Source organism: Haloferula chungangensis (assembly GCF_042664875.1).
GTDB classification, from domain to species: Bacteria; Verrucomicrobiota; Verrucomicrobiia; order Verrucomicrobiales; family Akkermansiaceae; genus Haloferula; species Haloferula chungangensis.
This window is the reverse complement of record NZ_JBHTBS010000007.1, coordinates 93,613-115,838: the sequence shown is the minus strand read 5'-3', so window position 1 is coordinate 115,838 and position 22,226 is coordinate 93,613. Positions and strand designations below refer to the sequence as shown.

Genomic DNA, 22,226 nt, shown 5'->3' with positions numbered 1-22,226 from the left:
AGACGGCGTAACCCCACCAACAAGCCATGTCCCTACTCATTGGAAAGAAAGCACCATCCTTCACCGCCAAAGCGGTCCAGCGCGAAACCGTCATCGAGGGCTTCTCGCTCGACCAGTACCTCGGGAAAAAGCACGTCGTGTTTTTCTTCTACCCGAAGGATTTCACTTTCGTCTGCCCCACAGAACTTCACCGTTTCCAGGAAGAACTCGCCGAGTTTGAAAAGCGCGATGTGGCCGTGGTCGGTTGCTCGACGGATTCGGAATTCTCGCACTGGGCGTGGCTCAACACCCCCCGTGAAAAGGGCGGCATCCAAGGTGTTTCCTATCCGCTCGTCGCAGACATCAACAAGACGATCTCCCTCGCCTACGACGTGCTCGCCGGTGAGGAGACCGTCGATGAAAACGGCAACTTCGCGGTGGAAGGCGAAATGGTCGCCTACCGTGGCCTGTTCCTGATCGATCGCGATGGCATCGTCCGTCACCAGGTCGTCAACGACATGCCGCTCGGTCGCTCGATCCGTGAGTGTCTGCGCGTGGTCGACGCTCTTCAGCACTTCGAGCAGCACGGTGAAGTCTGCCCGATGGACTGGCAGAAGGGCGACAAGGGAATGGTCGCCGATCACGACGGCGTCTCGGACTACCTCGGCGGCAAGTAAGCCACGGAGCATCCGATTTTGATTTGAAGAAGGGCGGCCGAGAGGTCGCCCTTTTTTTGGGATTATTCGGGAAAAATTATCTATAATTGCCAAAATAGCCATTATGGTCTTAATTGGGGGATGAGTTCGGAAGTCGTTGATTTTTCGTCTGCTGTGAAGCGTCTTGGTTTGGCGGGGACTCGGGTAGACGCGAGTTTGAAGGCGCTTCCAGGCATTGCGGCCACGGATCTCAAACGGGGAATGGCTGACGTTTTCCGGAATCTCGGCCCCCGTGGATCGATTGCGGTGGCCAATCACCGCCAGCCGAGTGCGGTGATCGTGGGAGTCGACGAGTATATCGAACTGCTGCGCTTGCGGGAGACGGTGCTGGGTTCGCTTGAAGCGGAGTTCGACCGGAAGTTCGGGGCGATGCAAACTCCGGAGGCGACCGATGCCGTGGATACTCTGTTTTCGGCGAAGCCTTGCGAGCTGGGTGCCGCCGCTGTCGCCGACAACGAAAAGAACGAAGATGCCTGAGTCGCGTGCGGCGATTGTGGTGCTGGCCGGCGTCAACGGCGCGGGCAAGAGCAGCATCGCGGGTGCGACATTGAGAGCCAATGGAGGTGAGTATTTTAACCCCGATGAGGCGGCCCGACATTATCGAGATGCACGGCCTGAGCTGAGCCAAGAGCAGGCGAATGCCTGGGCGTGGCGCATGGGGAAGGAGCGACTTGAAGTGGCGATTGCAGAGAACCTTGCGTTCAACTTTGAAACGACTCTTGGAGGAAACTCGATTGCGGATCTTTTGTTGAAGGCGGCGATTGGCGGCACGCCGGTGCGGGTTTTTTATGTCGGTCTCGACAGCCCTGAGAAACACATCGAGCGGGTGAGGCAAAGAGTGGCTCGGGGTGGGCATGACATCCCGGAGTCGAAGATCCGGGAGCGTTGGGAGAGGTCCTTGCTCAATTTGATCCGACTGATTCCGTATCTTGCCGAGCTGCGCGTGTTCGATAACTCGATCGAAGCCGATCCGGCGAAAGGCCAGACGCCGCAGCCGCTCTTTCTACTCTCCATGCGGAATGGAGCCGCTGTGGAAATGGCGGAGCCCAAGAAGGTGCCAGTTTGGGCGAAGCCGATTCTTGCGGCGGCTTTGCGGCTTTAGGTGGCTTGCCCTCCGGAACGAGGGAAGAAGCCCCCCTCTCCGCGGGCCGGGATCACTGGCGGGACGAGTTGCCTACTTCGCCAGAGGCTACGATGGACAGGTCAAACTCCTTCTCGATATTACGCCCCGCCGGTGGCGATGTGGGCGAACTTGTCGTCGAGGTGCTTGAGGACGAGCTCTTCGACTTTGTCGTTGCCAAGGCGTTCGATGACTTCCACGGAGAAGCCGCGAGCGATGAGCTGGCGGGCGCGGACGGGGTCGATGCCGCGGGCGCGGAGGTAGAAGATTTCTTCTTCGCTGATCTGCGAGCTGGTGCTGCCGTGCGAGCACTTGACGTCGTCGGCATTGATTTCGAGGCCGGGCATCGAGTTGGCTTCGGCATCGGGGCTCATGAAGAGGTTGCGACAAGTCTGATAGGCATCGGTGCGGTGGGCCTTTTCATCGACGAAGATCAGGCCGGAGAAGATGGTACGAGACTTATCGTAGAGCGAGTTCTTGTAGAGCAGGTCGCTGTAGGCTCCGGGTGAGACGTGATGCTGGAAAGTACGCTGGTCGTATTCCTGCGTGCGGGCGGGAACGCTGACGCTGAGCATGTCGGAGTGCGAGCCTTCACCTTCGAGGCGGGAGAGCGATTCGTTGCGTGCCCAGCTGGCACCGGTGTTGAGGACGAAGCCTTTGGCGGTGGCATCGCGGGCGACACCGGTTTCGTTGATCTGGATGACCTTGGTGCTCTCGTTGAAGGCCTGGATGGCAAGGTAGTCGAGCTTCGATCCGGGGCCGGCGCAGAGGTCGTTGAAGGCGATGCAGAGGCCGGCGTCGCTTTCGTTTTCCGAGAGGAAGGTGTCGATGACGCGGACTTTCGCATTCGCGCCGGTGACCACCAGGGTGTGTGGGAAGATCGTGCTCTTTTCACCGGAGAGCCAGTGGAAGGCTTCGATCGTACCTTCCACTTCGACGTTGTCGGGGACGTGGACGAAGAGGCCGTTCGAGAGACGAGCTTCATGCAGTGCGGCCCATTTGGCGGAGCCGAGGCGGGTGTCCTGCTGCATGAAATGCTGCTTCACCAGATCGCCGTGGAGAATCAGGGCTTCGGCGAGCGGCATGCAGATGACGCTTTCGGGAAGCTTCGACTCGATCTCGATCAGGGTGTCATTGACGAAGATGAACTTGGCGGCGGATTCCTCGAGGCCTTGGGAGCGTTCGATCAGGGTGCCGGTTTCTTCAGGGACTTCAATCTCGGTATGGTAGCCGGAAAAATCGAGCTGCTTGATGCTGGAGAAACGCCAGGTTTCGTCATTGCGTTTTGGCGCGGGGGTTTCGAGGAAACGTTGCCAGGCGGAACGCTGACGTTCGGCAAACCAGGTAGGAAGATCGGCCGGAGTTTCCGGAGCCTTGTCGAGGATGGAGAGAGCTTGTTCGAGCACAGTGGACATTGGGGAAGAAGAAAGTGGGAGATTAGAAAATTGGGCTAATTGCGTCTGCGGTAGTCGCCTAGGTCAACTTGAGAGATGATTTCCTCGCTTGTCGAATCGACGAGAGTGAAAATACGCCTGATGCCCGGATGGGTGGTGGGATCGTATCCGTAGAAGGCTTGGCGCATTGATTCGAGGAACATCAATCGTTCGTCTGGAGTCATGCGCTCCGAATGCTCACCCTCTAAGCAAAGGGCGGCATACTTTTCAGGAAAAGCGGGAACCTGGGCAGTTTCGGAGGTCATGAAAGTTTCTTAATGATGGAGCGTGCGAGGTATTCTTTGATTTCGCGGTGGCGGGGGATCGGTTGGCAGGCACCGGTCTTTTTGTTTTGATACCAGTCGTGTTTTCCTCCGTGGCGGATGAGTTCACAGCCAAGGTCAGCAAGTTTCTTCAGAAGGTCGGCTCGTTTCATGAAACCTGAAGCTCGCCACGATGGCGGACACCGGGAACGGTATCCGTCGAGAGGTCCTGATAGAGATCGAGAAGATGCTCTTTCAGGTCATCAAGGCTTTCTCCCTGGGTTTCATAATCGGGATATTCATCGAGGAATCCGATGAAATGATCGCCGTCTTTCCAGTAGGTGAAACTTGCTTTCATTGATATGTAATTTATCCCACGGAGCCTTCCATCTCAAGGTCGATCAGGCGCTTGAGTTCGACGGAGTACTCCATCGGGAACTCGCGGACGAGGTCGTTGATGAAACCGTTAACAGCGAGCGACATCGCCTGACCTTCGTTGAGACCGCGCTGCTGCATGTAGAAGAGCATGTCTTCCGAAACCTGGCTGACGCTGGCTTCGTGCTGAGTGGCGTGCTGGTTGCCTTTAACAGTGATCGCTGGGTAGGTGTCGGTGCGGCTGTTGGAATTGATCAGCAGGGCGTCGCACTCGGTGTTGTTCTTGCAGCCCTTGAGGTGCTTGGGAATGTGGACCTGACCACGGTAGGTCGAGCGTCCTTCGCCAACCGAGATCGACTTGGAGACGACGTTTGAGGTGGTGTTGTCGGCGGCGTGAATCATCTTCGCGCCGGTGTCCTGATGCTGGCCGGAGTTGGCAAGCGCGATCGAGATAACTTCGCCGCGAGCGCGTTCACCCTTCATGATGACTCCCGGGTATTTCATCGTGAGACGTGAGCCGATGTTACAATCGATCCAGCGGACTTCGGCGTCTTCCATGGCGAGGCCGCGCTTGGTGACGAGGTTGAAAACGTTCGAGCTCCAGTTCTGCACGGTGACGTACTGGATCTTGGCGCCCTTGAGGGCGACGAGTTCGACGACGGCGCTGTGCAGCGTGGCGGTTTCGAATTTCGGAGCGGTGCAGCCTTCCATGTACATCACCTCGGCGCCTTCGTCGGCGATGATCAGGGTGCGTTCGAACTGACCGAAGTTCTCCGAGTTGATGCGGAAGTAGGCTTGCAGCGGTTGCTTCAGCTTCACGCCCTTCGGAATGTAGATGAACGAACCGCCGGAGAACACAGCGCTGTTGAGCGCCGAGAACTTGTTGTCGCCGGTGGGGATGACTTTTCCGAACCATGGGCGGAAGATTTCTTCGTGCTCCTTGAGGCCATCGGCGGAGGTCACGAAGATCACGCCGAGCTTGCTCAGCTCTTCCTTCATGTTCGAGTAGGAAGCCTCGGAGTCATACTGGGCTTCGACACCGGCGAGGAAGGCTCGCTCCTGTTCGGGGATGCCGAGGCGCTCAAAGGTTTCGAGCACTTCAGCCGGGACCTCGTCCCAAGAACGCTTGGGCTTCTCTCCGTCGGAGAGATAGTAGCGGATGATGTCGAAATCGATGTTGTTGAGGTCCTCGGTGGCCCAGTTGGTGGGCATGGGCTTTTCGAGGAAGGTCTTGAGGCCCTTGTGGCGGAACTCACGCACCCAGTCGGGGTCTTTCTTGACGTCGGCGATGTAGTCAATGGTCGCAGACGTGAGGCCGCGGCCGGCGTCGAACTTGTGGCGCTCGGGGAATTTGAAGTCACCGGTCGTGCGATCGACGTCAATGGCGTCGCGCGTTTCGGTGTCGAGAGTGGAGGTGTCGTAGGACATGATGGAAAGTGCCGAGTGATCAGTTAGCAGTGATCAGTGAAAGGCATATGGGATTATGTTTTTAGGCGGTGGCGGCTTCCTTGAGGAATTCGTAGCCGTCCTTTTCGAGTTCGAGGGCGAGCTCGGGACCGCCGGAGCGGACGATCTTGCCTTCGGCCATGACGTGCACGTGGTCGGGCTTGATGTAGTCGAGCAGGCGCTGGTAGTGGGTGATCATGAGGATGCCGCGCTGCGGCGAGCGCATCGCATTCACACCTTTCGCGACGATCTTCAGGGCATCGATATCGAGGCCGGAATCGGTTTCGTCGAGGATGCAGTAGCGGGGGTCGAGCATCATCATCTGGAGGATCTCGTTGCGCTTCTTTTCACCACCGGAGAAGCCTTCATTGACGGCGCGGGCGGTGAACTTGCGATCCATTTCCAGGAGATCCATTTTGGAGTATAGGTCCTTGTAGTAAGCCACGGCGTCGAGTTCTTCGCCCTTTGGAAGACGGGCCTGGAGGGCAGCGCGGATGAAGTTGGCGTTGGAGACGCCGGGAACTTCGTGAGGGTACTGGAAGGCGAGGAAAACTCCGGCGCGGGAACGCTCATCGATGTCCATCTCGAGGACATCTGCACCATCGATGGTGACGCTGCCTGTGGTGACTTCGTAGCTTTCATGCCCAGCGATGACTTTGGAAAGGGTGGACTTGCCGGAGCCGTTCGGGCCCATGATGGCGTGGACTTCACCGGTTGGGATCTCAAGGTTGACGCCTTTGAGGATCTGGGTGCCGTCTTCGAGTTGCGCGTGGAGGTCTGTGACTACTAGGGACATGGTAATTAAAGAGATTTGAAATTTGAAATGGAGTAATTAATTGGGGAGCTCGCCGCGGAGGGTGAGCTCGATGTCGGTGATGAGGGTGCCTTCGGGGAGGTCGAGGACGTCGGCGAGATTGACACCGGGTTTGAAAGCGATGTCGCGAATCGAGCCGGAACGCTGATCGTGAAAGTGGCCGTGCTCGGCGAGGTTCGGGCAGAAGCGGGAAGGCTCACGGTCGAAGTTGACCTGACGGACGATGCCATGCTGGACGAGGGCTTCGAGACAGTTGTAGACGGTGGCCAGCGAGATGTTGGGCAGGCGGTCCTTGATGCGGATGAAGACGTCGTTGGCGGTCGGGTGGTCGCGCTGATTCATCAGCAGGCGATAGGTCTCCCAACGCTGCTTGGTCATACGCAGGCCACCAATTTCCGCCGGCATTTCTCCCTCAGGAGATGGATGAAGGCTTGATTGCTTGGAGATCATGGTTTTTTGTCCGCTTGGGTCGGCGAGAAATTAGAATGGTTCTAATTGAGAGCAAGAACTATTCTAATTATTATTAGTTTGGGGTTCTTAGAGGGTATGGAGGGGGCGAGGAGAAGGGATTTGCACTCCTCGAGGAGGAGTGAATTGAGAATTGCCGAGGGTTACTGGCCTCAGGGGGGCGGCTGGGGCTCCACTAGCGACTGAAGTCGCTGCTCCTTGCGGTTACTTCGCGGGGGCGAGGCGGATGACTTTGTCGGGGTCGTTGAGGACGACGTAGAGGAAGCCATCGGGGCCGGTTTTGACATCCCGGACGCGGCCGATGTTTTTGAGGATGACCTCCTGACTGGTGACTTCGCGGTCTTTGAGACGGAGGCGGCGGAGCTCTTGTTGTTTGAGGGCGCCGACGAAAAGATCGTTCTGCCAGGCGGGGAATTGGTCCCCTTTGTAGAATGCGAGGCCGCAGGTGGCGATGCTCGGGGTCCAGTGGGTGACCGGTTGCTCCATGCCCTCCTTCTCGGTGATGTCGGAAAGAGGGGTGCCGTTGTAGTTCATGCCATAGGTGATGACGGGCCAACCGTAGTTGAGGCCGGGGCGGATCCAGTTGAGTTCGTCGCCACCACGTGGGCCGTGCTCGGTGATGTAAAGGCTGCCGTCTCGGGGATCGATGTCCATGCCCTGGGGGTTGCGATGACCGTAGGTCCAGGTGCCTTTGGCGACGCCGGGTTTGCCGTAGAAGGGATTGTCCTTTGGCTCGCTGCCATCATCGAAGAGGCGGTAGATCTTCCCTTTGGGGTTCTTGAGATCCTGGGCTTCCATGTTTCCGCCGCGTTCGCCGACGATGAAATAGACGTAGCCATTATCGAAGACGATGCGCGTGCCGAAGTGGACGCCGGCGCTGGTGTAGAACTTCTTGTCGGCTTTCCAAATCTCCTCGTGGTCGACCCATTGGTGACCCTTGATACGGCCGCGGGCGATGGCGGTGATGGCGTTCGCTTTGCCTTCCTTGCCCTTTTTCTCGGGCTTGTCGCGCCAACCGTCGGCATAGGCGAGGTAGATCCAGCCATTCTCTTCGTAGTCGGGATGCACGGCAACATCCATCAAGCCGCCCTGCCCGTGAACGAGGACTTCAGGGGTGCCTTCGATGGCTTTCGGGTCGAGCTTGCCGTCGCTGCCGACGATCCGCAGGCGGCCTTCTTTTTCGGTGATGAGCTTGCGACCGTCAGGGAGGAAAGAGATGGCCCAAGGGATTTCCAGCCCTTCATTGACGACCATTTCGATTTGGTATTTCTCAAGTTCGGTTTCGACGACTTTGCCGACTTCCGGTTCGGGAAAGTTGATGCCGTTGGCGATGGCTTCCTTTTCCTTTTCCCGGATGAGGATGACGAGTGAGCGGATTTGCTTGTCGGTGAGGATGCCTTCCCACGGCGTCATTCCAAAATCGAGATTGCCCTTGAGGATGGTTTGGAAAATCGCGTTGTCCGTATCGCCATGCTTCCACTCGCCATCGATGAGTGAGGGGCCTTGCCCGCCGGTCATGTCCTTCCCGTGGCAGCCGGCGCAGAGGTTGGCATAAACCTCAGTGACCTTCATCGTCTTGTAGTCCGGGACCTCGTCTGCGGCTTGGGAAATGACGGGGGCGATGAGAAAGGGAAGGAGACGTTTCATGTGCTTAAGGAAGTCCTAGCAGGGGATTGAGGGAATCGCAATCGGGCGAATCAATCATGGTGGATAATTGTAGTCTGGAGCGTGGGAAAGGCCCTGGGCTACTCACATCATTTGGACTCGGCCTTGATGATCTCCGGGGTGATGAGAATGATGATCTCGGAGTCGGTCTTGGCGGGTTTTGAACTGGGGTGAATCAATTCGGTAACTCCGGTTTTCAACTCCTTTCTTACTTCAAAACGATAGTCGGGTTCAGGTTGCGACTTTTTCGGGTCCTGCCAGCTTGCCTCAAGAACGAGGTTGGCTGTTAGGCCGGAGGCAGCGATATTGGTTTCAATCGAAACGGTCGATCCGAGGTTCCAGGTGTCCCACAGATCGTTGTCTTCGGTGAGAACGTCGAGACTATGCATGTGGGTGCCTTTTTCGCCTGAGCGACAGGTGATTCTCGTCTCGTCGAGCACCTCGGCTTGTCCGCGCAGCCAGATGATTGCCTTGCTTCTCGTGGCGGGGGTCGATTTCCCGAACTTGGCGAGATCCGCAGGGCTAACGGATAGGAGCTCGTAGTTCAGATGAAGCGTGGAAACATTCGAGCTGGTGATGCCTTCGGCTTCAGGAATGGAGCTTAGACGGGTGAGGAGGAGCGTGACTTCATCGGCTCTCCTCCAGTAGTGGATGCAGTGCCAGCGGTTTCCGATAAACGTGGCGGCGCTTGTCGCTTCATATTTGTTCCACTGGAGCCGCTTGTCCTTTTCCTGAATGGAGGCTTGGTAAGCGAGGTCGATCAGTGGGCCTTTGATTGAAATGTTTGCAGCGACGTCGAGGCGGATGCCCATTGGAATGACTTCTTCGATTTCCTTGATCTCGATTTCCCCCGTTGATTTCTCGTGCGAGACCTTTTTCTGGTCTTCCAGAGCGCCATCGAATTTCGCCAACTCTGTGACGGTGTTCTGGGCGATGAGGGAATCGATTTTTTGTTCGAATTGATCGCTTGGAAGCGTGTTCTCCGAAATGGATTTTCTAAGGGCTTCGGCGGTGGTGTGGTTCGTGCGGAGAAACCAGAATAGCCCTTCAGGTTTACCGAGGGCTGTCGTGATGGTTGCCGAAAATAGCAGGATTCCAAGGAGTCGCATATCGACTCATTAGGGAAGCTCCAGAAGTGGGTCAATGAGTCAGCGGCGTGATGTCTCGATTGACCAGGGGGGATCCATGGTTTCTGCGGTTTTGGCGAGATCATCGACGGCCGAGTCCCAATCGCAGCAGATGGTTAAACTCTCGATTTGAGAACCCTCCAACTTGAGGGCTTCTTCCGAGGCAATGCGAAGGAAGACATCCAGTTCAAGATCCCCGTACCCTGCTCCAAGCGGGCTCATGATGATCGAGCGGATCTCATCTTTTTCTCTGCACGTCGCAAATGACCGAGCGAGTAGCGATCGAACGACTTCAGGATCAGTGTGGTAAAACGGATCAGCAGCGACCGTGTGGATGATGAGCTTCCATGGGCCATCGGTGATGTCGGTGTGAAAGATCTCTCCGACTTTGGCTAGCTGGCGACCGCTTTTGTCGAGTTGGCCTTGAAGCTGTCTCTGGAAGTCGCTGCCAAACTTTTCAAGAAGACAGGCTCCGACTCCTCCGCCTAGCATCAGCTGGACGTTTGTGGAATAGATCAAAGCGTCGGCACTGGTCTCTACGATGTTGGCGTGGAGGAGACGGTAGTTCATGCCGTGCAGAGGGTAGGTCCAAGCAGTTTGGAAATCCACGTTTTATATTTCGGGGTCACGACTCACCGTGTTGCTAGTAGAGTTCAGGTCTGGCTGCTCTCAGGGTGGCTCGGACCGCATGAATGCGGAACTACAAACCCTTGGTGAGAGGGTCGCAGGGTTAGAATTGCCACTCGGTGGTTAGCCAGAAGGCGCGGGGCTGGCCGATGGATTGAATGCCGTCGCTACTGAGACCGGTGGGGATTTCGGTGTCGAAGAGGTTCTCGATACGGGCGTGGAAGGCGATCGATTCAGTGGCTTGCCAGCTGCCGCCGATACGACAGGTCCAGTAACTGGGAACCGGGCGGCTGGAAAGAGCGTCGTCGTAGAGGTGGCTGGCGTATTCGAGGCCGGTGAAGAAGCTGACGTTGTCCGTGGCCTGAAGGCGGGCGCTGCCGATCAGACGGAGGTCGGGGGCTTGGGGAAAGGGTTGACCTGTTAGAAGGGGTTGAGTGGGCGATGACGTGAATTCGGTTTCGCTCCAGAGACCATCGAAGCGGAAGGTCCAGAAATTGTCGGGTTGCCATTCGGCGCTGCCCTGAAGGCCAAGGACGCGGGCTTCATCGACGTTCTGACGCTGGCTGCCGGTGCCGCCGGGAGGGAGCGTTCCGAAGATGGCGGCGATTTGCGCGGGATCGGTGATCGGGACGTTGGCGATGGCGTCGTGGATCCAGTGCTGGAAGAAATCGAGGCCGAGGGTGAGGCAGTCGTCAGGCTTCCATTCAAGGCCGGCTTCGAGGCTGTAGAAGCGTTCGGGGTCGAGCGCGGCGTTGGCTTCGGTGATGTCGTTGCGAACGCGGTAGGGGCGGTAAAGCTCGTTGATGTTCGGCGCCCGGAAGCTGGTGCCGGCGGAAAGGCGGGCGCTTAGGTCGTCCCGGAGCTGGTGCTCGAGGGCAAGCGAGGTGGAGGGCTCCCAGCCATCGCGATCGGGAAAAATATCCTGTCGCAGGAGGGCTCCGCTGGTCAGGGATTTTTCGATACGGGAGCCGTCGGTCAACGACCAGCGGTCGAGACGGAGGCTGGAATCGAGCCGGGTGACGGGCGTGATTTCCCAGCCGAGAGTGGTGAAGAGCCCTGCAAAGTTCTGGTCTCCACCGGCGCGCCGTCGTCGAAAGACTCCAGCATCTTCATTGGTCTCGCCAGAGAGCAGGCGGAAGTCGGCGCCGCCGCTGAAGCTGAAGGCCTCGGAGATTTCCCGTCGATGCACAAGGGCGCCGCCCAGCCCTTCGCCGGGGACGTGGAACTGGTTGAGAGCGACCGTTTCACTGCTGCGTGAGGCATCAACCGAGCTGAAAACCGAGGCGAACCTACGGCGTTGGTAGTAGGTCAGGAGCTGGGTGGAGGCATCGCGATGCTCGGCGGTGAGGCGTAGCGAAAAATCGAGGGCTTCCGTGGTGTTTCCGGTGACGGGTGTGCCGTTGCCACGGCGCTCGTCGTAGAAAGAGAAACTGGGCTCGACGGTGAGGTTTTCGGCGGCTTGCCAGACGAAGCGCAGGTCGGCACCGGCATGGTCGAGATCGAGTTTCCGGTCGATCGGTCCGCGTTGCCAATCGGGGATGGCGTAGTAGCCGTCGCTGTGGAAGGCGAAGAGGTTGAGTCCGACGCCAAGGGCACCGTCATCGGAGATCATTTCGTGGCTGGTCGAAGCCCCGAGGGTGCCCTGGCTGCCGCCGGTAAGGCGCAGGAGGTGGCGGTTTTCGGTGATTTCACGACTGGTGAGGCGGATGCTGCCGGCCGGGCTGAGGTTTCCCCACACGGCTGACTGGGCGGCGGGGACGAGTGAGGCGCTTTCGAGGGCGCTGGGCTCGTAGCGGGTCCAGTTGATCCAGCCACCGAAGGGGTCGTTCTGCGGGATGCCGTCGCGCAGGACGAGGGTGCGCGAAGCGGCGGTGGCGCCGGTGTTTCGCAGGCTGATGCCGGCGGATGTCGGATTCGAGAGGCTGGCGGGTTGGCGACGGTAGAGTGAAAACGAGGGGTCGAGAGCGAGCAGTTCGTCGATCGAGCGTGGGGAGAACCCGGTGATTTCCTCGCTGTCCCAGGTGCTCAGGTTCTGCTCGCCTGGCTCGCGACGTTCGGCGAGGACGATCGTTTCCGGGAGGGATCCGGATTGCCCGAAGGTGAGGCTGGAGAGGGCGAGTAGGGTTCCAATGGATTTCACGAGCTTCGGAGTCGTTGGGCATTCGGTCCGTGATTCAATAGACCGCCGTTGACCTGCAGTTTACGCAGATTCAGTAGATGGCGCAGATTTTTTTGAATCCGGGACGGGAAAGTTGGGTCTGCGCGAAACGCTCAGATCCCCCCGATTCGAGCGCGACGCTCCAGTCGCGATGTCAGAGACCTTTCCAGAAAAGGAGCGCGCAAGCGAGCACGGCGATGCCGTAGGCAAGGCCGCCGAAGCAGAGCATCCGCCAGCGTCCTTGCTCGGCGATGGCCCAGTTGACGGTGTCGCGGAAAATGTAGGGCATGCCGACCCAGTAGAGCGACTTGATGATCAGCCCGTAGGTGAAGATCGGGATGAGCAGGCGGGAGGTGGGGTCCTCGAGGTAGGCGGCGCCGAGCAAGGGAGCGGCGACCATCAGGCCGAGCAGACCGAGCGCCCGGACGGCGAGGAATTCCTTCACGGAAATGGCGACGAGGACGATCGAAACCGGGACGCCGATGCGCAGCAGCGGCTTGAGTTTGTCGAAATCACCGAGTTCCATGGCGAGCGAGTTGAGCGCACCTTTTCCGGTCGGCTGGACGAGCAACCAGAACCAGATGAGCCCAATGCCGAGGAGGATCTGGCCGAGCTGATTGTTGCGCGGGAACTTTTTCAGGAAACCCTGCACGGCTTCTGCTTTCACCAGCATCAGGACGTGGAGACCAATGAGCCACAGCCCGAGCACGACGCCGGTGCCGAAAAGTGGGAGTTTCTCGTAGGCGTGCAGTGCGTGGGACGGATCCATGTGCGCTTGGAGTTAGGGGAGGAAAGCCCGGGGGACAAGGCGGAAGTCGGGGTGGGAGATTCCAGAGCCCGGAATCAGGAATCCAGACGGACGGGGGAGTGGGGGACGGTCTCGATGCAGATCAGGCCAGCGAGGGTGAAGGTGGGGACGAGGGCGAGGATCGCGATGAAGAAGACTTCGTCTCTTATGGCGAAATACCACATGATGCCGGCGGCCATGGCGGCGAAGGTGGCGAGGCACCATTTGAGCCAGGGATTGTGAATCATCCACTTGATCAGGACGGGGCTGACTAAGGTTCCGATGGTGAGGGCGATGAAGCCGCTGAATCCTAACAAGTCGTCGCTGTCTTTGAGGGAGTCCGAGCTGCTGAGAAAATTGAAAAATGCGACCCACAATTCCCAGCCGTAGTCGCTACGGATCTTGAGGAAATGAAAGGTGATGAAGATGGCGATTGCTCCCAACATCAGGGCCAGTCCGACGGCGTTGCGCTGGAGGCGCAGGTGGTCGCGCAGGGTGGCGGCTTGCCCGGGCTGGAGCTCGGGGCCGTTCATTCGCTGCCGCGATTGATGGCCTCGACGGCGCTCTCAATGGAGGCGGCGATGTCGTTCTTCATGCCTTCACGGCTTTGGAGGACGGCGGCGGCTTCGCTTTCGGAGAGGAACTTGGGGAGGAGCCCGGCGAGGGCCTCGCTCTGAGCCTGCCATTCTTTCTCGAAGCGTTCGTTCGCGCCACCTTCGCCGATGGCTCTCAGGCCGGCGGGTGAGTTCCAATCGATGGACCCAGTACCGACGCGGGCTTGATGGAGGGTTTCGACGAGTTGCTTTTCCTTTTCCATGTCGAGGGTGGCGCCGGCTTCGTCGAGCAGCGCTGCCATGGCGGCGACTTGATCGCGTTCGGGTTGCATGGCGTGGTAGCGGGCGAAGGCTTTGGCGTCGGTGGGGTTGCCAAGAAATGTGGCGATTTCCTCGTCACTTTTGGCGACAACCAGAGTCATGGTGTCCTCAAGGGCGGAACGCTCGGAGGGCGGGGAAGTCAGCCACTTGGAAGCGGTGTCCTGCAGCGTGTTCTTGCGATGTTCTAGCAGATCGGTGAGATAGGCGAGTTCGCGGTTGCTGAGACCCGTTTCGAGGGCGAAGTCGGAGTAGGAACTGAGAGCGAGCTTGGCGACGGTTTCCTTGTCGGGCTCGGGGAAGTCGGAGGGGATGATTCGGCCAGTTGACGGGAGGGCGGGACTTTCGGCATCAGCTTCGAGAGTCGGCTCGGGTTCTGGGGTGGGCTCCTGAGTCTTTGGTTCCAACTCGATGATCTCAGGGGATTCGCTGACCAGAGCTTCGATGTCGGAAGGCGTGTCACGCGGGATGGCCTGGAGGCGGATGATCTCCGCACGCATTTTCGAGATCCGGGTTTCCTCGATCACGACCGTGGCAAGAACGGCGACGACGACGAATGCGATGGTGTGCTGGGGCTTCATGTGAGTGGAGAAAGGATGGCGGCGGATGGGTGGAAGGGCAAGCCGGGCTTTGGAGTGCGGGGGCAGAGTGAGGAACGAACGTCGACACCGCTTTCGACTGTTGAGTTGGCTGTCAGAGGGATTGAGGGACAACGAAAGCTCGCGAAATTACGCGAAATTTGAAGAGTTGGGATGATGGGTTTGGAGTGCGGCAGCCTGCTGCCGCTGTGGTGGGGGCCAGCCTGCTGGACGAGGTGGGCGAATGACTGGCGAGCTCTTTTAGTGCTTCGGGTTCGTTTCCAGCTGGCTGGAAACGGGAACAGCGGCAGCAGGCTGCAGCTGTCCACGGGCTTGCGCAATAGTCGGGCTGGAGTGGATTAGGGAAGTCTCTCGGTGGCTCGCAAAGCGGTGTCGACGTTCGGAGACTCACTCTGCCACCGCAGTCCAAAGCCTGCGGCGCATGGGGAGTGGGACGGGAGGAGGTTTTGATCTACTCGCCTTCGGATGGGAACTCGAAGCCTCCAGATGTGAATACATTGGAACTTGTTGCGAGTTTCTTTAAAGATTCGATGGCTTTTTGCTCGGATTGTGGGGGTAGATTGAGACGAGAAATGTTTTGTTCGAGCGTTTGCAGGGCTGAGGACACCGGAACATAGGTCTTCATGCCGTCGATGAGTGGCCATGCTTCGGAGCGTCCGAGCCAGGGGGTGGAGCCGACCCATGCATTGAAAGCATTGAGCCGGATTTGTGGATCTTTGATCCCGGTGAAGGTGTCGAGTGTGGCGCGCGGATCGTGGTTGATGAGACCGGAGGCGATGCTGATGCGGTCACGATCCGATAAGAGATTTTCCGATTGGAAGTTGATGGCTTCGTTGGGATGACGGTCAACCCATTCGGTGAGGTAGGTATGCATGGGAACGGATGCCTGGGAATCCGCCGTTAGTGACTCCGTGAGTCTTCCGATCTGTGACGGATCTTGCTCTGCGATGCCGAGGGCGATGGCTCCCTGCATGGCCAGAGCATCGTAATGGCGCCGGTTGGGGTTGTTGAGGATGGCATTGATGCTGTTGCGAGTGATTGCGGAGTCTCCTTTGCGAGGTGAGTCAGTGATGATGTTGATGACGTCGGCACCCGGTGTTAGAGGGATTCCAGGGATGGTCACCACAGGGTGGTTCGTTTTGACCCAGTCTTCGATTTCATTGCGAAGTTCTGCGCTGTTGGTTTCTGCGAGGAGTCCGCGAATGGCGGAGGCGAGATTGGTGGTGCTCAGGTCGTCTGATGATGAGAGTTCCTTCCAAGCTGAGGCGGCATCTAATTTCGCCCATGAGCGGAAGATGGCTTCGGTGGCGAGGGGCAGCGTTTCTGCTGCTGTGATGGCAGGCAGTATGAAGTCGGCATTGGTTCGTGCGAGTTCGGAAGAATTGCCCTCATTCAAACGGTTCCAAGCGGTATTTGGATCGTCTTCCGAGAGGCCAACCAGTGCAGCCGATCGAAGGGATTGAAGTAGGCCAATGCCCGAACTTGTTTGGCCATGTAGCGGGTCAGTAAAAATCGAAGCGTCCGCTATTTCGAAAAACTCATCAATGTCCCTTCTGCCCCACTCCATCGCCAGTGCCGTCAGCCACGGTGTCGTTTTGCTGTGATCGTCTTCGTTTTGATAGACGTCGATCATTTCCAAGGTGAGTCGCCTGAGGTCTTTGTTGCTGAGCGACTTGGCCCAGGAGTTGCGGTCCTGGCCGTCGCTTCGTGAAGAAAGCAGTTGCGCGACGGTGGCTTGGCGAGGGGGGAGCTTGGTGCGGGCGAGGGTGGGAATCGGGGATTCTTCGCGCTCGGGTTTGCTGTCCTTTGGTTCCCGGGTCAGGGCGAGGGTGATCGCACCGAGGACCAGCAGGCTGGCGAGGATGAGGGTGCGGGTGGAGGAGGACATGAGCTGATTAGCTTAGCTTGGGTTATGGCGGAGATGGGAGGGCTTGGCAAGGAGGTGGGAGGGGGGATGATGGGTGTGGAGTGCGGCAGCCTGCGGCCGCTGTGGTGGGGGCCAGCCTGCTGGACGAGGTGGGTGAATGACTGGCGATCACTTTTGGTCGTTCGGGTTCGTTTCCAGCAGGCTGGAAACGGGAACAGCGGCAGCAGGCTGCCGCAGTCCAAAGCCTGCGGCGCTTGCGTTTGGCGGATTCTGGCGGATGGGTGCTGTCATCGCCGATGACCGACTCTCCCTCCAAACAACGAATTTTTGCAGTGATCCTGAATCGCGAGTCGGGAACCCTGAGGGAGCAGTGGCATGAGGGTTTGCCGGACGAATTGGTGGCGGCCTTTGCCGAAGGTGGGGCAATTGCGAAGGTGCGTCCGGCTGCACCGCCGGATCTCGATGAGGCGCTGGATGAGGCGATCAAGTCGAAACCGGATGCGGTGATCATCGGTGGTGGGGACGGGACGGTATCGAATGCGGCGAGAAAGCTGGCGGGCACCGAAATGCCGCTCGGGATTCTTCCCTTCGGCACCTTCAATCTAGCCGCGCGGGATTTGGAACTGCCGCTGGATCCGATGGAAGCGGCGCGGGTGTTGGCGAGCGCCGTTGTTAGGAAAATCGACATGCTTGAAGTGGCGGATCAGGCCTGTCTCTGCACTTCGCTGATCGGCTTCTATCCGGCGCTCGCCAAGAGGGAGGAGGAATATCATGGCACGGCATGGTGGAAGAAGTCCATGCGGCTCGCGCAGCAGACCTTTCAAGTATGGAATCGCACGCCGCCGCTGGAACTGACGATCGAGATGGAAGAGGGCACGAGTTTGCGAAGGAAGACCCGCTTCGCGGCCTTTGTGCCCGGCGAGTATGATGATATCTTTTCGGTGATCCCGAAACGCACCGGGCTGAATGAGGGCCGCATGACACTCTATCTTTCTCATCATCGATCCTTGTTTTCATTATCGCGTGGCGTGCTGGCTTATCTGTTGGGGCAGCTGAAAGTGGAGAAGGATATCGAAAGGGTGTCGACCATGGGGGTGACGCTTGGGGCGCGGCGCCGACGGGAGCTGTGCGTGATGATCGATGGCGAAATCCTCAATCTGCCGCTGCCTCTGGATATCCGTGTGAAGCCGGCGGCTTTGGCAGTGCTCAAACCACAAGGAGGGGAGTCATGACGCGCTTGATGCAGCTGTCTGACATCCACTTTGGGGCGGAGATTCCTGCGGCGGTGGAAGCTTTGATCGAAGTGACGGAGCGTCTGCAACCGGACCGTGTGCTGATCGGTGGGGACTTTACGATGCGCGCACGCCGGCGCGAGTGGCAGGCGGCGCGTGAGTTCATCGAGCGACTGCCGGTGGCGACGCTGTCGATTCCTGGAAATCACGACATTCCCGGTGCGAATGATCTGTGGGATCGATTCTTCACGCCTTGGGTGCGGTATCGCGAGGCGATCAGTGAGGATCTGGAGCCTTCGGAAATTATCGGGGATGTCGAGGTGGTGGGGCTCAACACGGCGAGGCGCTTCGGGGCTCCGTCCTTTGATTGGTCGCGTGGGGCGGTGAGCGTGGCGCAGTGCCTCGGACTGCCGATGCGCTTTACGGGGGAAACGCCGCTGCGCGCGGTGATGATTCATCATCCCTTGCTGGCGCCGAGCAAAGGGGACCGCAGGTTGTTGAAGCGGGATGGAATGTTGCTGGCAGCTTTGGAAACCGCGAAGGTCGATTTGCTTCTGGCGGGCCACTACCATCAGTCGCATGTGGCGGCGATCCCGCTGCCGCTCGGTGAGGATGACATGGTGTTGTCGCACGTGTCGACGGCGTGTTCGTGGCGGACAAAGGGCGAGCCGCCAGGCTTTCATCTGATCGGGATGGAGGCCGGGAAGATCGAGCTTGTTAGGTTTCGCTTTGCAGAAGATGCCGGACGCTTCGAGGAGTGGGATCGCTTGGTGTATGGAAAGCGTGGGAGGAAGTGGGTGCTTTGGAGTGCGGTGGCAGAGTGAAACGGCGACTCCGCTTTCGATGGTGGTTTGGGTTGGTTGGGGTCAGGGGGCTCCGATAAAGGATGGGGTTCTCTCGGTGGCTCGCAAAGCGTTGTCGGCGTTTGTTTCTCACTCCCTCCTTCGCTAAAGCTACGGCGGGCAGGCTGCCACCGCAGTCCAAAGCTTGCGGCGCATCTAAGGGGGATTGAGCCACTCGTGATGCTTCCTTTTGGCGAAGCGGCGGAGAAGCAGGTAGGCAAGGATAAGAAGTCCTGAACTGATCAGAATTCCAGGGCTCATGAAGTCATAGACCCCCCACGGCCCCATCATGATCAGTTGGCACAGGGCGAGAAGGAAGAGAAACTGCTGGCCGGCATCGAAGCAGGCGAGGGCGACGGCTTGCTTGGGCGGAAGACGGTAGTGATCGAAACCGCAGAGGAGCGAGGCCATGACGATCATGGTGTAGCCGATGAAGGGAGCGAAGAGGGCGGTGACGTAGGCAATGTAGAGGCGTTTCTTCTGCGCAGCGGTGTAGTCGAAGTCTGATAGATCGAGAACCTGGATCAGCACGGCAGTATAGCAAAACCACAGGCCGCCCAGCCAAAGGACGAGTCCGGGAAGGCCAAGGAAGAGCATGAAAATGGAACTGCGAGCGCTGTGGGTTCGTTCGGGCATGTCCTTGTTGTGGAGTGCGGCAGCCTGCTGCCGCTGTGGTGGGGTCCAGCCTGCTGGACGGGGTGGGCGAATGAGTGGCGATCTCTTTTGGTGCTTCGGGTTCGTTTCCAGCAGGCTGGAAACGGGAACAGCGGCAGCAGGCTGCAGCAGTCCACGGGCTTGTGCATTAGTTGGGCTTGGTGGGGTGCATGAGGTAGCCGAAAAGGTCTCTTGTTTGCTCGTCGCTGAGGCCGTTGAGGAGGCCTTCGGGCATGAGGGAAGTTTCGATGAGCTGGCGGGATTTGATCCGGGAGCGCTCGATGGGCTCGCGGGTGGTCATGGTCTGGATGGTGAGCGTTTTCGGGGACTGCTCTTTGACGACGCCGGTGAGGACGCGGCCGTCTGTTAGGGTGAAGATCTCCATCCGGTAGTCGGGGGCGAGCTCGGCGGAGGGGTCGATGATGTTGTGGAGGAGGTAGTCGAGGTTGCTGCGCCCACCGCCGGTGAGGTCGGGGCCGATTTCGCCGCCTTGGCCGTGGAGTTTGTGGCAGACGGCGCAGTGGGTTTGGTAGAGCTGGGCTCCGGTTGTTAGGTCGGCTAGGGCGAGGGTTTCTTCACTGAGCTTTTGGCGGGTGGATTCGATGAGTTGTTTCTTGGCGTCGTCGCTGAGGCCGCTGGTGCCCCAGAGTTTGCGGAGTTGGGTGGAGAGGGCTTCGTCGCCGAGACTGTCGATCTGGCGGGCGTGGAAGGCGCTGAGGCGTTTGGCGGGGAGTTTGTTGGATTCGATGCGCTCCAGCAGGACGCGGGCGAAGGCGGGGCGGGAACAGAGGATGCCGAGGATCTGGTCCTGTTCGGTGGAGTGAAATTTACGGAGCTTGGCGAGCAGGGCTTGGGCGACTTTTGGATCGTCGAAGTGGGCGAGGCCGGTGGCGGCGGTCACATTCAGTTGTCGGACGTCGAGGAGGGAGAGGAGGAGCTTTTTGAGGTTGTCGGGTTTGGCGCGGATGAGGGCGCGGACGGCGGATTGGCGGGCGTCGAGGGGAGCTTTCGGGTCGCGGGCGATGGCTTCGATTTCGTCGAGGGGGCGGCCGGTGTTGAAGAGGGTGTTGAGGTCGCGGAGGGCGTTGGCGAGGGGGATGCTTTTGGATTCGATTTTTTGGGAGAAGGCGAGCCAGGCGGGTGGGGGCGTGGCGGATTGCCAGCCGGCTAGGGCTTGTTGCATGCCGAGGATGATGTCGACGGGGGCACCGGGGCGGACTGAAGTCCGCGCTCCAATTGACGACCGAAGCAGCGCATTGAGTGAGTCGGGCTTGGTGTCGAGGTCTTCTGTTAGGCGGCGGGCGATGAACTGGCGGAGCTTGGGCCATTCGCAGGCGGCGAAGATCTCGACGAGATGCTCGGGGTGGGCGTCGGCGACGGGGATCAGGCCATACCAGACGAGCAAGGGGAGGTTGTGGTCGTCGGCGTCCTCGGCGTGGGAAACCAGCGCGATGGCGAGGTCCTTGCGGAGGTCGATGGGGAGACGCTGAAGGGTGGAGGCGAGGGTGAGGCGGACTTGGGGGGAGTAGTCCGCGGTTCTGATCAGGGAGAGAAGATGCTCCTTGGCTACGGTGACGGCTTCGGGGGTGTCGATGCGTTGGGAGGTGATGCTGTCGAGGGGCCAATTGTCGGTGAATGCGACGATGCCATTTCGTCCTCTCTCTGATCCCTCAAATGGTGGATCAGCGAAGGTCCAAAGGCTTTGGTCCTGAAGCAACCGTAGCTCATCCAAGGGTCGAGCGGAATTTGTGATGGAATGTTCCCTGTCGGGGAGTTCTTCGATTTTAATCCTGTGCTCCAGTTCAAGAAGGTTCATTCGCGAGACCCACGAGTTTTTGGTGTCCTGATGTTCGCGTAGAAGGGGTCCCGATTTCACTTTGGAGAGATCGATTTCCAAACTACGATACTCCGCGTAGGTGATCATGTAAATCCTTCCACTGGTCCGATGGACACCGGTGTTTTCGTGGCATTCGCCGGTGTCGGACCAGTCGAGGACGTAGACTTCGCCGTGGGGGCCTTGGGTGAGTTCGACGCCGCGGAAGAAGGGATCGGGGGTGATGAAGAGGTCTTCGCCGTGAGTGGCGACGAAGCCGGAGCCTTTGGGTTTGAGGATCTCCTGGTTGATGCGGCGGCCGTGGAGGTTGAGGGTGAAGAGTTTGCCGCGATACTCGGCGGGCCAGTTGGTGCCTTGGTAGATCATCATGCCGACGTGGGCGTGGCCGCCGCCGAAGTCGTTGGCGACGCCGTCGCGGGATTCGTTCCATTTGCCGCTGGTGTCGAAGTGCCAGTGGTCGGCGTGGCCGGGGATGGCTTCGTAGATGCGCGGGTTGGCAGGGGCGGTCAGCAGGCGGGCGAGGTGCATGCCGGGGACGACGTGGAAGAGGTGGTCGTTGACGGTGTTGATGATGAAGAGGTTGCCGTTTTCGTCCCAGTCGTGGCCCCAGGGATTGGTGGTGCCGGAGGCGATCACTTCGAAGGTGCCGCGGCTGCGGTGGTAGCGCCAGACACCGCCTCGGAGGGGGAGGCGCTCGGCCTCGGGGGTGCCGGGTTTGCCGACTTCGCCGGGGGCGGAGCCGCCACAGCGGCCGTAGAGCCAGCCGTCGGGTCCGATGCGCAGGCCGTTGGCGAAGTTGTGGTGGTTGCCTTTCGGGACGGTGAAGCCGTCGAGGATGACCTGAGGCTCGGAGTCGGGGATGGCGTCGCGGTTTTCATCGGGGATGAAAAGCAGCTTCGGGGGGCACATGACCCAGAGGCCCTGCGGGGTCCATTCGAGGGATGTTAGATTGCTGAGGGTGTCGGTGAAGACCTGGCGTTGGTCGGCTTTGCCGTCGCCGGTGCTGTCCTTGAGCAGGATGACCCGGTCGCGGAAGTCGTCGCGGTGGTTGGTGCCGAGGCGTTCGTAGGTGAAGTTTTCGGCGACCCACATGCGGCCTTGGGAATCCCATGAGCAGTCGATGGGGTTTTGGACCTGGGGCTCGGAGGCGAAGACGGTGATGTTGAAGCCGTCAGGCATGAGGGTTTTCGCGGCGACTTCTTCGGCGGGCATGGGGGAGCCGGCTTCGGTTTCCGAGTTGGTGGGGGTGGGGAACTCGGCGGCGAGGCTGATGGCCGGGATGAGGAAGAGGAGAGGGCGCATGGGGTTTGTGGAGTGCGGTAGCCTGCTGCCGCTGTGGTGGAATCCA

Annotated in this window: 22 protein-coding genes; 5 read left to right on the top strand and 17 right to left on the bottom strand. The window is 59.2% G+C overall.

Annotated elements, in window-relative coordinates:
• Nucleotides 1-26 precede the first annotated feature (26 nt).
• The 3 genes from ACFQY0_RS13955 to ACFQY0_RS13945 all read left to right on the top strand — a co-directional run bounded on the left by ACFQY0_RS13955 (nucleotide 27) and on the right by ACFQY0_RS13945 (nucleotide 1,797).
• The gene (locus ACFQY0_RS13955; RefSeq protein ID WP_379713464.1) at nucleotides 27-656 is read left to right on the top strand and encodes a peroxiredoxin; all 630 of its coding nucleotides are present in this window, start codon (nucleotides 27-29) and stop codon (nucleotides 654-656) included.
• Between the two features lie 240 nt (nucleotides 657-896).
• Complete coding sequence (locus tag ACFQY0_RS13950) at nucleotides 897-1,172, top strand: hypothetical protein (RefSeq protein ID WP_379713461.1); 276 nt, start codon at nucleotides 897-899, stop codon at nucleotides 1,170-1,172.
• Nucleotides 1,165-1,797, top strand: a complete 633-nt coding sequence (locus ACFQY0_RS13945; protein WP_379713459.1) for an AAA family ATPase — start codon at nucleotides 1,165-1,167, stop codon at nucleotides 1,795-1,797. Before ACFQY0_RS13950 ends, ACFQY0_RS13945 begins: the two co-directional genes overlap by 8 nt.
• 119 nt (nucleotides 1,798-1,916) lie before the next feature.
• Here ACFQY0_RS13945 and sufD read toward each other — a convergent pair whose 3' ends face one another.
• The 15 genes from sufD to ACFQY0_RS13870 all read right to left on the bottom strand — a co-directional run bounded on the left by sufD (nucleotide 1,917) and on the right by ACFQY0_RS13870 (nucleotide 16,337).
• Entirely contained in the window at nucleotides 1,917-3,230 is a 1,314-nt protein-coding gene (gene sufD / locus ACFQY0_RS13940) for a Fe-S cluster assembly protein SufD (protein WP_379713456.1), read from the bottom strand.
• Between the two features lie 35 nt (nucleotides 3,231-3,265).
• On the bottom strand, nucleotides 3,266-3,514 hold the full coding sequence (locus ACFQY0_RS13935; protein WP_379713454.1) for a hypothetical protein: 249 nt from the start codon (nucleotides 3,512-3,514) through the stop codon (nucleotides 3,266-3,268).
• On the bottom strand, nucleotides 3,511-3,684 hold the full coding sequence (locus ACFQY0_RS13930) for a type II toxin-antitoxin system HicA family toxin (RefSeq protein WP_379713452.1): 174 nt from the start codon (nucleotides 3,682-3,684) through the stop codon (nucleotides 3,511-3,513). Before ACFQY0_RS13930 ends, ACFQY0_RS13935 begins: the two co-directional genes overlap by 4 nt.
• The gene (locus ACFQY0_RS13925; RefSeq protein ID WP_379713449.1) at nucleotides 3,681-3,869 is read right to left on the bottom strand and encodes a type II toxin-antitoxin system HicB family antitoxin; all 189 of its coding nucleotides are present in this window, start codon (nucleotides 3,867-3,869) and stop codon (nucleotides 3,681-3,683) included. The genes ACFQY0_RS13930 and ACFQY0_RS13925 overlap by 4 nt, the downstream gene beginning before the upstream one ends.
• Before the next feature lie 11 nt (nucleotides 3,870-3,880).
• Nucleotides 3,881-5,314 (bottom strand): Fe-S cluster assembly protein SufB, encoded by a 1,434-nt coding sequence (gene sufB / locus ACFQY0_RS13920; protein WP_379713446.1) that lies wholly within the window; start codon nucleotides 5,312-5,314, stop codon nucleotides 3,881-3,883.
• Between the two features lie 61 nt (nucleotides 5,315-5,375).
• Nucleotides 5,376-6,128 (bottom strand): Fe-S cluster assembly ATPase SufC, encoded by a 753-nt coding sequence (gene sufC / locus ACFQY0_RS13915; protein WP_379713443.1) that lies wholly within the window; start codon nucleotides 6,126-6,128, stop codon nucleotides 5,376-5,378.
• A gap of 36 nt (nucleotides 6,129-6,164) precedes the next feature.
• Entirely contained in the window at nucleotides 6,165-6,596 is a 432-nt protein-coding gene (locus ACFQY0_RS13910; protein WP_379713440.1) for a Fur family transcriptional regulator, read from the bottom strand.
• Between the two features lie 222 nt (nucleotides 6,597-6,818).
• Nucleotides 6,819-8,261, bottom strand: a complete 1,443-nt coding sequence (locus tag ACFQY0_RS13905) for a PQQ-dependent sugar dehydrogenase (protein ID WP_379713437.1) — start codon at nucleotides 8,259-8,261, stop codon at nucleotides 6,819-6,821.
• Nucleotides 8,262-8,368: 107 nt separating this feature from the next.
• The gene (locus tag ACFQY0_RS13900) at nucleotides 8,369-9,388 is read right to left on the bottom strand and encodes a hypothetical protein (protein ID WP_379713434.1); all 1,020 of its coding nucleotides are present in this window, start codon (nucleotides 9,386-9,388) and stop codon (nucleotides 8,369-8,371) included.
• A 39-nt stretch (nucleotides 9,389-9,427) separates the two neighbouring features.
• Complete coding sequence (locus ACFQY0_RS13895) at nucleotides 9,428-9,976, bottom strand: macro domain-containing protein (RefSeq protein ID WP_379713432.1); 549 nt, start codon at nucleotides 9,974-9,976, stop codon at nucleotides 9,428-9,430.
• Between the two features lie 160 nt (nucleotides 9,977-10,136).
• Complete coding sequence (locus ACFQY0_RS13890) at nucleotides 10,137-12,173, bottom strand: TonB-dependent receptor (RefSeq protein ID WP_379713429.1); 2,037 nt, start codon at nucleotides 12,171-12,173, stop codon at nucleotides 10,137-10,139.
• Between the two features lie 172 nt (nucleotides 12,174-12,345).
• The gene (locus ACFQY0_RS13885; protein ID WP_379713427.1) at nucleotides 12,346-12,960 is read right to left on the bottom strand and encodes a hypothetical protein; all 615 of its coding nucleotides are present in this window, start codon (nucleotides 12,958-12,960) and stop codon (nucleotides 12,346-12,348) included.
• A gap of 74 nt (nucleotides 12,961-13,034) precedes the next feature.
• A complete protein-coding gene (locus ACFQY0_RS13880; protein ID WP_379713425.1) occupies nucleotides 13,035-13,511 on the bottom strand; it encodes a hypothetical protein in 477 nt (158 codons plus the stop codon).
• Nucleotides 13,508-14,431, bottom strand: a complete 924-nt coding sequence (locus ACFQY0_RS13875; RefSeq protein WP_379713423.1) for a hypothetical protein — start codon at nucleotides 14,429-14,431, stop codon at nucleotides 13,508-13,510. The genes ACFQY0_RS13880 and ACFQY0_RS13875 overlap by 4 nt, the downstream gene beginning before the upstream one ends.
• A 469-nt stretch (nucleotides 14,432-14,900) precedes the next feature.
• Entirely contained in the window at nucleotides 14,901-16,337 is a 1,437-nt protein-coding gene (locus tag ACFQY0_RS13870) for a hypothetical protein (protein ID WP_379713421.1), read from the bottom strand.
• A 275-nt stretch (nucleotides 16,338-16,612) separates the two neighbouring features.
• Here ACFQY0_RS13870 and ACFQY0_RS13865 point away from each other — a divergent pair, with 275 nt between their 5' ends.
• Together ACFQY0_RS13865 and ACFQY0_RS13860 are read left to right on the top strand one after the other, a co-directional pair.
• On the top strand, nucleotides 16,613-17,548 hold the full coding sequence (locus tag ACFQY0_RS13865) for a diacylglycerol/lipid kinase family protein (protein WP_379713419.1): 936 nt from the start codon (nucleotides 16,613-16,615) through the stop codon (nucleotides 17,546-17,548).
• Entirely contained in the window at nucleotides 17,545-18,372 is an 828-nt protein-coding gene (locus ACFQY0_RS13860; RefSeq protein WP_379713417.1) for a metallophosphoesterase family protein, read from the top strand. Before ACFQY0_RS13865 ends, ACFQY0_RS13860 begins: the two co-directional genes overlap by 4 nt.
• A 174-nt stretch (nucleotides 18,373-18,546) precedes the next feature.
• Here the strand turns inward: ACFQY0_RS13860 and ACFQY0_RS13855 are convergent, their stop codons facing one another.
• Nucleotides 18,547-19,026, bottom strand: coding sequence for a hypothetical protein (locus ACFQY0_RS13855; protein WP_379713414.1), 480 nt, complete (start codon nucleotides 19,024-19,026; stop codon nucleotides 18,547-18,549).
• A 166-nt stretch (nucleotides 19,027-19,192) separates the two neighbouring features.
• Entirely contained in the window at nucleotides 19,193-22,180 is a 2,988-nt protein-coding gene (locus ACFQY0_RS13850; protein ID WP_379713412.1) for a PVC-type heme-binding CxxCH protein, read from the bottom strand.
• Nucleotides 22,181-22,226 lie beyond the last annotated feature (46 nt).